At 63.2% G+C, this 12,633-nt stretch carries 15 protein-coding genes and 1 tRNA gene; 11 read left to right on the top strand and 5 right to left on the bottom strand.

Annotated elements, in window-relative coordinates; genetic code table 11:
- Positions 1-40: 40 nt before the first annotated feature.
- The 9 genes from hisD to K0P03_RS35665 all read left to right on the top strand — a co-directional run bounded on the left by hisD (position 41) and on the right by K0P03_RS35665 (position 5,829).
- On the top strand, positions 41-1,339 hold the full coding sequence (gene hisD, locus K0P03_RS01265; protein WP_272788703.1) for a histidinol dehydrogenase: 1,299 nt from the start codon (positions 41-43) through the stop codon (positions 1,337-1,339).
- Between the two features lie 3 nt (positions 1,340-1,342).
- Entirely contained in the window at positions 1,343-1,819 is a 477-nt protein-coding gene (locus K0P03_RS01260; RefSeq protein WP_023514850.1) for a UPF0262 family protein, read from the top strand.
- Between the two features lie 4 nt (positions 1,820-1,823).
- Positions 1,824-2,285, top strand: coding sequence for an arsenate-mycothiol transferase ArsC (locus tag K0P03_RS01255; RefSeq protein WP_037405840.1), 462 nt, complete (start codon positions 1,824-1,826; stop codon positions 2,283-2,285).
- Between the two features lie 145 nt (positions 2,286-2,430).
- Positions 2,431-2,649 (top strand): translation initiation factor IF-1, encoded by a 219-nt coding sequence (gene infA / locus K0P03_RS01250; RefSeq protein WP_004435948.1) that lies wholly within the window; start codon positions 2,431-2,433, stop codon positions 2,647-2,649.
- Between the two features lie 81 nt (positions 2,650-2,730).
- Positions 2,731-3,351, top strand: a complete 621-nt coding sequence (locus K0P03_RS01245; protein WP_130516373.1) for a Maf-like protein — start codon at positions 2,731-2,733, stop codon at positions 3,349-3,351.
- A 1-nt stretch (position 3,352) separates the two neighbouring features.
- Positions 3,353-3,562, top strand: coding sequence for a DNA gyrase inhibitor YacG (gene yacG, locus K0P03_RS01240; protein ID WP_272788702.1), 210 nt, complete (start codon positions 3,353-3,355; stop codon positions 3,560-3,562).
- Positions 3,563-3,736: 174 nt separating this feature from the next.
- Positions 3,737-3,812: transfer RNA gene (locus K0P03_RS01235), tRNA-Phe, on the top strand.
- Positions 3,813-4,114: 302 nt separating this feature from the next.
- Complete coding sequence (locus K0P03_RS01230) at positions 4,115-4,708, top strand: alpha-ketoglutarate-dependent dioxygenase AlkB (protein ID WP_272788701.1); 594 nt, start codon at positions 4,115-4,117, stop codon at positions 4,706-4,708.
- An 824-nt stretch (positions 4,709-5,532) separates the two neighbouring features.
- Positions 5,533-5,829, top strand: coding sequence for a transposase (locus tag K0P03_RS35665; protein ID WP_367182553.1), 297 nt, complete (start codon positions 5,533-5,535; stop codon positions 5,827-5,829).
- On the opposite strand, the gene K0P03_RS01225 is transcribed toward K0P03_RS35665, so the two are convergent.
- Positions 5,826-6,389, bottom strand: coding sequence for a dual specificity protein phosphatase family protein (locus tag K0P03_RS01225; RefSeq protein ID WP_272788700.1), 564 nt, complete (start codon positions 6,387-6,389; stop codon positions 5,826-5,828). The genes K0P03_RS35665 and K0P03_RS01225 overlap by 4 nt on opposite strands.
- Before the next feature lie 210 nt (positions 6,390-6,599).
- Here K0P03_RS01225 and K0P03_RS01220 point away from each other — a divergent pair, with 210 nt between their 5' ends.
- Entirely contained in the window at positions 6,600-7,766 is a 1,167-nt protein-coding gene (locus K0P03_RS01220) for a pyridoxal phosphate-dependent aminotransferase (RefSeq protein WP_272788699.1), read from the top strand.
- Between the two features lie 6 nt (positions 7,767-7,772).
- Here K0P03_RS01220 and K0P03_RS01215 read toward each other — a convergent pair whose 3' ends face one another.
- A complete protein-coding gene (locus tag K0P03_RS01215) occupies positions 7,773-8,300 on the bottom strand; it encodes an AAA family ATPase (RefSeq protein ID WP_272788698.1) in 528 nt (175 codons plus the stop codon).
- A gap of 113 nt (positions 8,301-8,413) precedes the next feature.
- Between K0P03_RS01215 and galE the strand changes: the two genes are divergently transcribed.
- Complete coding sequence (galE, locus tag K0P03_RS01210; protein ID WP_023515460.1) at positions 8,414-9,406, top strand: UDP-glucose 4-epimerase GalE; 993 nt, start codon at positions 8,414-8,416, stop codon at positions 9,404-9,406.
- Positions 9,407-9,409: 3 nt separating this feature from the next.
- Here galE and K0P03_RS01205 read toward each other — a convergent pair whose 3' ends face one another.
- The 3 genes from K0P03_RS01205 to K0P03_RS01195 all read right to left on the bottom strand — a co-directional run bounded on the left by K0P03_RS01205 (position 9,410) and on the right by K0P03_RS01195 (position 12,488).
- A complete protein-coding gene (locus K0P03_RS01205; RefSeq protein ID WP_050742571.1) occupies positions 9,410-9,709 on the bottom strand; it encodes a chorismate mutase family protein in 300 nt (99 codons plus the stop codon).
- A gap of 366 nt (positions 9,710-10,075) precedes the next feature.
- Positions 10,076-11,080, bottom strand: a complete 1,005-nt coding sequence (gene cydB, locus K0P03_RS01200) for a cytochrome d ubiquinol oxidase subunit II (protein ID WP_272788696.1) — start codon at positions 11,078-11,080, stop codon at positions 10,076-10,078.
- Entirely contained in the window at positions 11,070-12,488 is a 1,419-nt protein-coding gene (locus K0P03_RS01195; RefSeq protein ID WP_272788695.1) for a cytochrome ubiquinol oxidase subunit I, read from the bottom strand. The genes cydB and K0P03_RS01195 overlap by 11 nt, the downstream gene beginning before the upstream one ends.
- Positions 12,489-12,633: the final 145 nt, after the last annotated feature.

Genomic DNA, 12,633 nt, shown 5'->3' with positions numbered 1-12,633 from the left:
TTTGCCGGCGCTTTGGCCGGAAGACGACAGGACGGACGACTTGGCGATCAGACTTGACTACCAGAGCAGTGATTTCGAAAGCCGGTTCGCTGCCTTCCTGACCACCAAGCGCGAGGTCTCCGAAGACGTCAATGCCGTCGTGCGCACGATCATCGAGGACGTGCGCGCCCGCGGCGACGCGGCGCTGGCCGACTATTCGAAGAAATTCGACGGCCTCGATTTTTCCGTCACCTCCATGCGCGTCTCGCTGGAAGAGATCGAGACGGCCTATGACGCGGTCGATCCGAAGATCATCGCCGCGCTCGAGCTTGCCGCCCAGCGTATCGAAAAACACCATGCCCGCCAGCGGCCGAAGGACGACATCTACGAGGATGACATCGGCGTCGGCCTTGGCTCTCGCTGGACGGCAATCGACGCCGTCGGCCTCTATGTGCCGGGCGGCACCGCGAGCTATCCGAGCTCCGTGCTGATGAATGCCGTACCGGCCAAGGTCGCCGGCGTGCCGCGCCTCGTCATGGTCGTGCCGGCGAAGGACGGCGAGATCAACCCGGCGGTGCTCGCCGCCGCGCGCATCGCCGGCATCGACGAAATCTATCGCATCGGCGGCGCGCAGGCTGTCGCGGCCCTTGCCTACGGCACGCAGACGATCGCCCCTGTCGCCAAGATCACCGGACCGGGCAACGCCTTCGTCGCAGCCGCCAAGCGCCAGGTCTTCGGCACGGTCGGCATCGACATGATCGCCGGTCCCTCCGAAGTGCTCGTCATTGCCGATGGCGACAACGATCCGGACTGGCTCGCCGCAGACCTTCTCGCCCAGGCCGAACACGATGTCGGCGCGCAGTCGATCCTCGTCACCGACAGCATGGTGCTTGCCGATGCGGTCGAGGCCGCCGTCGAGCGGCAGTTGAAGACGCTGGAGCGTGCCGAGACCGCCGCCGCGAGCTGGCGGGATTTCGGCGCCATCATCCTCGTGCCGGACCTTGCCAGGGCCGTGCCGCTCGCCAACCGCATCGCGGCCGAGCACCTGGAGATCGCCACCGCCGATCCCGACGCGCTGATGTCCAAAATCCGCAATGCCGGCGCCATCTTCGTCGGCCGCCACACGCCCGAGGTCATCGGCGACTATGTCGGCGGCTCGAACCATGTGCTGCCGACAGCCCGGTCCGCGCGCTTCTCCTCCGGCCTCTCGGTGCTCGACTACATGAAGCGGACCTCGATCCTCCGGCTCGGCGCCGACCAGCTGCGGGCCCTCGGCCCTGCCGCCGTCACGCTTGCCGAGGCCGAAGGGCTCGGCGCGCATGCCCGTTCCGTCGCCATCCGGCTCAACCTGGAGACATAGGGCATGGGCCAAAAGGGCAGCTTCCGCCTCTGCGACGTGGTGCTGGACGACACGATCGGCCGCGCCACGCCGGATGTGGAGCATGAGCGTGCCGTTGCCATCTTCGACCTTATCGAGGAGAATTCGTTCGAGCCGATCGGCCATGCGGGCGGCCCCTACCGCCTCAACATCTCGCTGCTCGATTCCAAGCTGGTCTTCGCCATCCGCACCGAAGCGGGCGAGGCCGTGGCCACCCATATCCTCTCGCTGACGCCCTTCCGGCGCATCGTGAAGGACTATTTCCTGATCTGCGAGAGCTACTACCAGGCGATCCGCTCGGCAACGCCCAGCCAGATCGAGGCGATCGACATGGGCCGGCGCGGTATCCACAACGAGGGCTCGCAGACGCTGATGGACCGGCTTTCGGGAAAGATCCGCTTCGACTTCGATACCGCGCGCCGGCTTTTCACGCTCGTCTGCGTTCTCTACTGGCGCGGGTGAGTGGATGGAGGGCGTCTTCCCGGCACCACAGGAAGCCCGGTCGCGAACGCCCCGTTCGATACTCTTCATGTGCCGCATGAATGCGGTGCGCTCGCCGATGGCCGAGACGATCGCCCGCAGCGTGCTGCCTGGCACCTATGTCGCCTCGGCCGGCGTGCGTCCCGGCGAACGCGATCCGTTCGTCGATGCCGTGCTCGGCGAAGTGGGCCTCTCGCTCGGCCGCCATGCGCCGCACTCGCTCGACGAACTGGAGGACGATTATTTCGACCTCATCGTGACGCTCGCCCCGGAAGCGCACCACGCCGCGCTCGAGCTCACCCGCTCCATGGCCGTCGACGTCATGTACTGGCCGACGCCCGATCCGACAGTGGCGACCGGCACCCGCGAGCAGATTCTCAGCTCCTACCGCGAGGTTCGCGAGTTCCTGAAGATGCTGATAGAGAAGCGTTTGAAGGCCCCCGGCTAGGCGCATAGCTGCCCTGTTTCCGGCAAATGCAGAAAGCCGGCGCTTCGGTGTTCACAAAGCACTGGGGATTGTGTAGTTTCCGGCAACTTTTTCGAGGCGGGCATCCGGCCTCCCCGAATCCACCGTACAGGAATATCGCTCAAAGATGGCAAAAGAAGAAGTCCTCGAATTTCCCGGCGTCGTGACGGAACTGCTCCCGAACGCCACCTTCCGCGTCAAGCTCGAAAACGAGCATGAGATCATCGCGCACACCGCAGGCCGCATGCGCAAGAACCGCATCCGCGTTCTCGCCGGCGACAAGGTACTGGTCGAGATGACGCCCTATGACCTCACCAAGGGCCGCATCACCTATCGTTTCAAGTAAGCTCCTCCCAACGGGATGTGCGGCCGCGCCTCTGCCCGGCCTGCAGCCCGAGAGCTGAAACCGGCGCACCCCGGAGATCCCATGGCGCAGACCGACACGCTCATCCTGGCATCCGGCTCGCCGCGCCGCGTCGAACTTCTCGCGCAGGCGGGCATTGAACCCGCACGCCTGATGCCCATGGACATCGACGAGACGCCGAAGCGCTCCGAGCATCCCCGCTCGCTGGCGCGCCGGCTCTCCACGGGCAAGGCACAGGCGGCGCTCGCTGCCATCAAGGGTGATCCCGCCTTTGCCGGCAGCTATATCCTGGCGGCCGATACGGTCGTCTCCGTCGGCCGGCGCATCCTGCCGAAGACGGAGATGATAGACGAGGCCTCCAGCGCCCTGCACCTGCTCTCCGGCCGCAGCCACCGTGTCTTCACCGGCGTGTGCCTCGTCACGCCGGACCGGACCGTGCGCCAGAAGGTCATCGACACGAAGGTCCGCTTCAAGCGGCTCTCGACCACCGACATCGAGGCCTATCTCGCCTCCGGCCAATGGCGCGGCAAGGCAGGCGGCTACGCAATCCAGGGCATTGCCGGCAGCTTCGTCGTCAAGCTGGCTGGCTCCTACACCAACGTGGTCGGCCTGCCGCTGTACGAAACCCTCGCCCTGCTTTCCGGCGAAGGCTTCGACGTGCATGCCGGCTGGACGGACGCCTGACGTGGCGAACGAGAGCGAAAAACCGACGGCCACCGTCGCCCCCTTGCGCAAGGCCGTACCCTGCCCGATCTGCAAGCGCCCTTCGGCGCGCGAGCACTATCCCTTCTGCTCGAACCGCTGCCGCGACGTCGATCTCAACCGCTGGCTCTCCGGCTCCTACGCCATTCCCGTCGCCGACGACGAAACGAAAGCCGACGAGGACGATATGTGACGCTCCTGTCACACACCGAAAACACAATCTTTTCCACAGCTTGCAAAGCCAGCCATTTTTCCCGCAAAAAACACCCGAGAGGGCTGGACACATTTTTGCAAGATGCTATAACCCCGCTCGCTTCCGGGGCGAAACCAAGCGCCCCACGGGTTTCCAAGTGAAATCCAACCAGATGCCCGGATAGCTCAGTTGGTAGAGCAGCGGATTGAAAATCCGCGTGTCGGTGGTTCAAATCCGCCTCCGGGCACCATTAAGCCCTTAAAATCATTGAATTTTTGAAAAGCTCTTTGGGCCAGCATGTGCTGGAAATACGCTAGCACACGTCTAGCACACCCCGCAAAATTGCTCTTTTCCTTCAAGGCCCGGCATGCCTGCCACGGTCATGCGTTCGCACAGTTTTAGCGCAGGCGTGCTAGCAGCGTATCCGTTCCACTTTTCGGACTGTGCCGGTTACTCGCATGTAAAGACGAAGGACGACGGCGTTGGAGCCGTCGACGAGAGCGACGAATTTGTGACCTACGTGTTTCGGTTAAAGGAGAGGATTAGCCGCAAATGGATCACGCCTTAGATGCGGCGACCCTGCCTCCGGGTGCCACATACATTCCCGAATTCCTTTCCCGAGAGGAGGAGGCAATCAAAGATCCGCTCGACGCCGGAGAATGGAGCAATATGCTCAAGCGCCGCGTGCTGCATTTTGGCTATCTCTATGACTATAGAGCGCGTGCCGTTTTGGCAGACGCTTATCTAGGTAAGCTACCTCCATGGCTTGAAACGTTTGCAGAACGATTGGTCACGCGGGGCTATTTCGTTGATTTGCCAGATCAAGTGATCGCGAATGAGTATTTGCCGGGTCAAGGCATAAGCGCCCACGTCGATTGTGCGCCGTGTTTCGATGACACGATCATTTCGATAAGCCTTTTGTCCCAATGCGAGATGAATTTTCGGGAACGATCCAGTTCCAGATCACTTGCAGTTTTGCTCCATCCACACTCAGGCATATTGCTGAAGGGGGTGAGCCAATATGACTGGACGCATGAAATTCCAGCCCGAAAGTCAGATGTCGTGGACGATACGAAAGTGAATCGCGGCAGAAGGATATCTCTGACGTTTCGAAAGGTTATTCAGGCTACTGGAAAACCTCTTTAAAGCATCCCTCAGCTCCTTGGGGGTCGAGGGATGCTGTCAGTTTAGCCAACCAGCCGCTTAGCCACACGGGGAAAGCATTTTGCTGGGGGCCGTAAAATGCTTAGTGAGAATTCGCGTTGCTCATCCCCGCGAATTTCGAGGCGTCCCCAGAGCGCCTTTACGCCTCGATTGATAGCTCCAAAATTCGGATATTTGCTGCGGTAGCCGCGGGTTTGAAAGCATCTTTTCGTTCCGGCTTCCTCGTCGAAGTCGCGCATGGCCTAACCTATATCATAACAACGGCTTCGACTTTGATCGAGCGAGATAATGCCGGTGATCTTGTAAGGCTTTTTCTTTCGACGATAACCGTAATAGCGGGCAGCTGACTGGATTTTCGCCAGTCCACCCCGGGGAAGACCTCGCAGATTTCCTCTTTTCTAGCCTCCGGATAGAGTTTCCGTAGTTGTTGTCTCGCTGACCAGTGCCAGGGAGGCACCAAACCTAGTTTTTGGCAACGTGTTTGGAATACCTTTTTTGATCGCGTACCCGACCTGCGTGAATCGCTTCAATCGCTGGTGGCGAGCGGGTCATTGGACACACATTCTACAAGCTGTCTCAAAGGCTTACGACGGCGACATCCAGGTGGTCGCAGTTCTTCGATCCGGGCTCACCGGCATGGGCGAACGGCTCGAAAAGGGAGCGATCCCATTGCATGGGTCATTCACGCGGTGGGCTGACCACCAAGATGCATGTGCTCTTCAATGTCCCCGGTCGGTCCGATCCGGGTGAAACTGACCGAAGGCCAGGCGCATGACGGGCGCTCGGCGGCTGACATGTAGGGGTCGATCGGTGCGGGCCAGACGCTGCTCGCTAATCGCGCCTACGACAGCGACGCATTGCGTGATACTCTCACTGCCTGCGGCGCGGTGGCCAACAGCCGCCCCATGCCGACGCAAAGGCGTTTTCCGGCCTTTGACGCTGTGCTCTATAGCAGACGCAACCGCGTCGAACGCTTCTTCAGCAAGATCAAACACTTCCGAGCCGTTGCAACCCGATACGACAAACGCAACGACACCTTCCTGGCATCCATCCAACTCGGCGCACTACGAATATGGCTGCGGACTTGTGAGCCAGTGACCTAGCCGGCCGAGCGCGCCGCTTCTTCCATTTCCTCCCAGCTTTCGTCCATCGCGTAGGTCGGCGAGAGGAAGGGGATGCCGATGTGGCCGAAACGAATGGAGAGCTGGCGTTCGGCGGTTTCCTCGTCGATCCGGGCGATGCGGGCGAGGTAGATGACGGAGGCAAGGCCCGTGCGGTCGGAGCCCGAACGGCAATGGATGAGGATCGGGCGGGGCGCGTCCTTTAGGAGCGTGGCGAGTTCGTCCGCCGCCTTGGGGTCGAGACGCCGGTCGGCCTGCATGGGGAAATCAATGAGGGTGAGGCCGAGACGCTTGGCTGCGGCGACCTCGTCCCTGTACCAGGCCGCCCGCTCGTTCCGCCCCCTCAAGTTGACGATGGTTCGGATCTTGTAGCGCGCGGCATAGGCTGCGATCTCGGCCGGCGTGGGCTGGTTCGAGCGGTAGACCTCTCCGGGCACCACGGTGGCGAAATTGCCGGTGAGCTGGATCGCCACGAGATAGATGCCGAGCACGACGCCTGCCGCGCCATAGGTAAGCGCAACCCACTTCAAGAACCGCTTCATGCCTGCCTTCCCTGCCAATCGTGGCAGCAGGATCGGCCGTGCGCCTGACAGGAGCCTGAACGTCAGCCAGCGGCACAAATCCGCACTCTTCCATCACCGATTTCGATGGGTATGTCAGCGAAACTGGCGTGAATGACGGGCAGAAACCGGCTAGGTCTTGGGCCCGTCATCGTCGTGAAACGTGTTCCAATCCTGCCGGAGTGATCTTCCATGTCCCTCATCGAAAGCCTCAGCCCGCGCTCGCTCCGCGCCCCGGAAAGCGGGATCGTCGAAGTGGTCAACTATGCGCGCGGGCGCGACGGGCTGATCCCGCTCTGGGTTGGCGAAGGGGACCTGCCGACGCCGGACTTCATTGCCCGGCCCGCAGCCGAGGCGCTGCTGCGCGGCGAGACCTTCTACACCTGGCAGCGCGGGATTCCGGAGTTGCGCGCCGCCCTTTCGCGCTACTATGCCCGGCGCTTCGGTGCGGCGTTGCCGGCCGAGCATTTCTATGTCGTCGGCTCGGGCATGCAGGCGATCAAGCTGGCGATCGAGGCGCTCGTCTCGCCGGGCGACGACATGGTCTACCTGACACCAGCCTGGCCGAATTTCGCCGCGGCAGCCGAGCTTTCGGGCGCCAATCCCATCGCCGTTCCGCTCGCCTTTGCCGGCGGGCGCTGGCAGATCGACCTTGAACGCGTGGAGGCGGCGATCACCCCGAAGACCCGCGTTCTGTTCGTCAACACACCCTCCAATCCGACCGGCTGGACGGCGACGCGCGATGACCTTGCCAGCCTGCTGGCCATCGCACGGCGCCATGGCCTCTGGATCATGGCCGACGAGATCTATGCGCTGTACCACTATGCCGGCGGTCGGGCGCCCTCCTTCCTCGACGTGATGGAGGACGGCGACAAGGTCGTCTTCGTCAATTCTTTCTCCAAGAACTGGTCGATGACCGGCTGGCGCGTCGGCTGGATCGTCGCCCCACCCGAAATCGGCCAGGTGCTGGAAAACCTCATCCAGTATTCCACCTCGGGTGTGCCGCAGTTCCTGCAGCAGGGCGCCATCGTGGCGCTCGACGAGGGCGATGCCTTCGTGCAGGCGAATATCGACAAGGCCACGAAGAACCGCGACGTCTTCTGTGACGCGCTGATCGCCACCAACCGCGTCGAGACGCTGAAGCCGGACGGGGCGCTCTATGCCTTCCTGAAGATCGATGGCGTGACGGATTCGCGCCATGCCGCGCTCGACATCGTCGACCGCACCAATGTCGGGCTTGCACCGGGCACGGCTTTCGGGTCGGGCGGCGAACTCTTCATGCGTGCCTGTTTCCTGCGCGATCCCGTGCAGGTCGCGGAGGCGGCCGACCGGCTTGCCCGCTACATCGCCGCGCGCTGACGGCGATCAAAGACGGCCGAGCACGAAATCAGCGCGCTCGACCACCGGCATTTTCGGCACGACCGCAACCTCGTAGCCGAGCGCGGGATAGGCCTTTTCCAACCGCGCGTATTCGGCAAGCGCGGCCGCAAGATCATGCCGGCGCTCCGGATCGGCGGCGTAGATTTCCGGCCAGGGCGGCGTGAGGAAGACCTGCCTGTTGTAGCGATGCGCCGCAGCCAGCGCAGGCAGAGCCGGCTGCCCGCCCTCCGCATCGAGAGCGACGGCCGCGTCGATCAGACCACGATCGAAGAAGACAAAGCCGGAATGGTGCTGCATTGCCGCCCGATCGGCGAGCGCCATCGCAATGGCCTGCCTGGCAAAGGCGGCGAGATCCAGCCAGGGCAAGGCAGTACCGCCACCCGTCAGCTCCGCCTGCACGATACGGCGGCCGGGCTCCTCGACAACGGCGTGGCCGCGCCGGCGAAGCTCTTCCAGAAGCGTGGACTTCCCTCCGCCGGAACAGCCGGAAAGTACGACGAAGCGATCGGACATGATGGTCTTCCTTGTGTTGGGCAGGAGCGGCCCGCAAATGCGCCGCAATTGCGGTTGCGTCTTGCCGGCCGGCAGGGTGATATGCCGGCAATTCAGTCGATTCGGGGAATAACATGGCGGTTCTGGTTACGGGCGGTGCGGGTTACATCGGCAGCCACATGGTCTGGGCGCTCATCGATGCCGGCGAGGAGGTCGTTGTGCTCGACCGGCTCTCGACCGGCTTCCGCTGGGCCGTGGCGCCCGAGGCGCGCTTCTACGAGGGCGACCTCGCCGATGCCGCGCTGCTGGCGCAGATCTTCTCCGAAAACAGCATCGACGCGATCATCCATTTTGCCGGGTCGATCATCGTGCCGGAATCGGTTGCCGATCCCCTCTCCTACTACGACAACAACACGGCCAAGTCACGGGCGCTGATCGCCGCGGCCGTCACGGCGAAGATCCCGCATTTCGTCTTCTCCTCCACCGCCGCCGTCTACGGCACGCCCGACGGCACGGAACCGGTGCTGGAAAGCGCGGCGCTGCGACCGGAATCGCCCTATGGTTCGTCCAAGCTGATGACCGAGATCATGCTGCGCGACACGGCCGCCGCGCACGACTTCACCTATACGGCGCTGCGCTACTTCAACGTCGCCGGCGCAGATCCGCGTGGACGCACCGGCCAGTCGACGGCAGGAGCCACGCATCTCATCAAGGTGGCGAGCGAGGCGGCCCTCGGCAAGCGCGCCGGCATGGATGTCTTCGGCACCGACTATCCGACGCCTGACGGCACCTGCGTGCGCGACTATATCCACGTCAGCGACCTCGCCAATGCGCATCTGAAGGCACTTCAGCGCATGCGGGCAGGCGGTGGTTCGATCGTCGCCAATTGCGGCTATGGCCGCGGCTTCTCCGTGCTGGAAGTGCTGGAACAGGTGAAAACCGTTTCCGGCAGGGACTTTCCGGTGCGCTTCGCCCCCCGCCGGCCGGGCGATGCGGTGCTGATCGTCGCCAACCCCTCCGTTGCGATGCGGGAATTGGGCTGGACGCCGGAGCATGACAATCTCGGCTTCATCGTGCGCACAGCGCTCGACTGGGAAGAGCACCTCGGCAAGCGCAACCAGATCTGACGGCTATTTTTCGCCGAGCAGCGCCTTTTCGTGGGCGATGGCGCGGTCGATAAGCCGCGCCCAGATCTCTTCGTAGAAGGCACCGTCGAGGCCAAGGACCTCGGCATTGCGGTGCGCGTTGTCGCGCACTTCCCGGACGCGCTCCGGCACGTCGGCGGGGATGTCGAGCCCGGCCTTGATCTCGGCCGCCCGGCCGATGAAGCTCCAGCGCTCGGCAAAGAGCGCCATGAGCGCCCGGTCGACCCGATCGATGTTTTCCCGGATGTCCGCCATCGTCGTGCAGTCTGCGGCCGTCTTCGCCATTGCGGTCTCCCTTGTCGGGACCCCGATAGCAGAGGAATGTTTGGGGGGGAAGCCGGCAGCGTCTCCTGAGACGCAAGGCCACATGCAGGCCCGGGGGTTAAGCGGAAGGAGGGTGCGGTCCTGTCTTCCACTTGCGGGCCTGCATGCTGGCCGAGGCGGAACCTAGGCAAGCAAGCTGGCGCGAGGCTGGACGCTTTTACGTAACGTGAGCCGTTGTTTTTCCTCGACCATGCGGGGCGTTTTCGAGAGCCGGCTACGTGCCGATGGCAAGCTTGATGGCAAAGCCAAGGATCGTCACCGCCAGCACGCCGCCCGCCCAGAGGCCGACGAACCAGAGCAGTTTACGGCCGGTCGAACCCTCCGTCATCAGTGGTAACCCTCCTCGGGATCGACCTTGCCGCGGAAGACCCAATAGGCATAGGCGGTGTAGCCAAGGATCATGGGAATGAGCACCAGCGCGCCGACCAGCAGGAAGGCAAGGCTCTCCTCCGGTGCGGCGGCCTGCCAGATCGTCAGTGCGGTCGGCACGATGTAGGGATAAAAGCTGATGCCGATACCGGCGAAGCCGAGAACAAAAAGGCCGAGCGCGGCAATGAAGGGCCGCGAATCGTGCCCCGTCCTGAGGCCCTGGACCAGCAAAGCAAAGCAACCGAGCACGAGCAGCGGCACCAGCAGGCTGAAGAGAAGCGTCGGCCAGTGGAACCAGCGGTCGAAGTAGAGCGGCTCCAGGAAAGGCGTCCACAGGCTGAAGACCCCCATGGCCAAGAGCGTGCCGATACCGGCCTTCAGGGCGTAGCCGCGGGCACGCTCGGCAAGCGGACCACGCGTCTTCATCACCAGCCAGGTGGCGCCGAGCAACGCGTAGCCGACGAGGAGCGCAAACCCCGTGGCAACGGAGAAAGGCGTCAGCCAGTCCCACCAGCCGCCGACATAGGCACGGTTTTCCACCGGAATGCCCTGTACCAGGGCGCCGAGCGCCACCCCTTGCGTGAAGGCGGCAACCATGGAGCCGCCGGAAAAGGCGATATCCCAGAGGAATTCGCCGCGCCGGGTGCGCCAGCGATATTCGAAAGCGACGCCGCGGAAGATGAGGCCGAGCACCATGAGGAGCAGCGGCACGTAGAGCGCCGGCAGGATGGTGGCATAAGCAAGCGGGAAGACGGCCATCAGTCCGCCACCGCCCAGCACCAGCCAGGTCTCGTTGCCGTCCCAGACGGGCGCGACGGAATTCATCATCACGTCGCGATCGTGTTTCTCCTTGAAGAAGGGAAAGAGGATGCCGACGCCGAGATCGAAGCCGTCGAGGATGACATAGGCGAGCACCGCGAAGGCGATGATGGCGGCCCAGATGAAGGGAAGATCAATGGCCATGGTGATGGCTCCCGGACTTGGTGGCGACGGCGGCGGCGGGCGTGATGCCGGCCGAACGGAGAGGACCTTCCGCAAGATCCGGCATGGGGTCGCGCGGCAGGCGGCCCATCAGGCGCAGGATGTAGAAGGTGCCGGCGCCGAAGACGAGGAAATAGACCACAATGAACGCGATCAACGAAGTGGCGACGGCCGGCGCATCGATGGGCGCGACGGAATTGGCGGTGAGGAGATGGCCGTAGACGGTATAGGGCTGGCGGCCGACCTCCGTCGTTACCCAGCCGGCCAGAACGGCGAGGAAGCCGGCGGGGCCCATCAGGACGGCGGCGCGGTGCAGCCAGCGGTTCTCGCCGAGCGTCCCGCGCCACCGACACCACAACGACCACAGCCCTATACCCAGCATGGCAAAGCCGATGGCGACCATGATGCGGAAGGACCAGAAGACGATAGCGACCGGCGGCTGCAGCTCCTTCGGTATCGTATCGAGCCCGGCAAGCGGTGCATTGAGGTCATGCTTCAGGATGAGGCTCGACAGTTTCGGGATCTCGATGGCGTAATCGACGCGCTGTTCGGCCGAATTCGGAATACCGAACAGAATGAGCGGCGCACCGTCGGGATGGCTCTGGTAGTGCCCCTCCATCGCCATGACCTTGGCCGGCTGATGCTCCAGCGTGTTGAGGCCATGCATGTCTCCCGCGAAGATCTGGATCGGTGCGACGATGGCCGCCATCCACATCGCCATGGAGAACATCTTCCTCGCACGCTTCGGCGCATCGCCGCGCAGGAGATGGTACGCGCCGACACCACCGACCACGAAGGCCGTGGTGAGATAGGCAGCCAGCACCATGTGCACGAGGCGATAGGGGAAGGACGGGTTGAAGATCACGGCCCACCAGTCAACGGGCACGAACTGGCCGACGTCGTTGATGGAAAAGCCAGCCGGCGTCTGCATCCAGGAATTGGCGGCGAGGATCCAGGTGGCCGAGATCAGTGTGCCGACGGCAACCATGAGCGTGGCGAAGAAGTGCAGTTTCGGGCCGACGCGGTTGAGGCCGAACAGCATGACGCCGAGGAAGCCAGCCTCCAGGAAGAAGGCGGTCAGCACCTCATAGCCCATCAGCGGGCCGATGACCGGCCCCGCCTTGTCGGAAAAGACGCTCCAGTTCGTGCCGAACTGGTAGGACATGACGATGCCGGAGACGACGCCCATGCCGAAGGCGAGCGCGAAGATCGTCTTCCAGAAATTGAAGAGCGTGAAATAGACCTCGTCCTTCGTCCAGAGCCACAGCCCTTCCAGCACGGCGAGATAGCTCGCCAGACCGATCGAGAAGGCGGGGAAAATGATGTGGAACGACACCGTAAAGGCAAACTGGAATCGGGCGAGCAGTGTTGCGTCCAACGATTCGAACATTGGCCACGTCCTTTCGTAAGGCTGGCGCGGGCCTCGACAGGCCGCGGTCGCAGAAAAGAATGTGGTCCAAAACAGGCAAAGGTCAATTCTGCCCCTCCGCCCACGTTGCCGCACCGCGACAATCGCCCGCGTGCGGCATTTCGGC

It is taken from the genome of Shinella sp. HY16, from assembly GCF_028534175.1.
Lineage (GTDB): Bacteria > Pseudomonadota > Alphaproteobacteria > Rhizobiales > Rhizobiaceae > Shinella.
The sequence above is the reverse complement of the archived record's forward strand: the minus strand, read 5'-3'. Positions and strand labels throughout refer to the sequence as shown.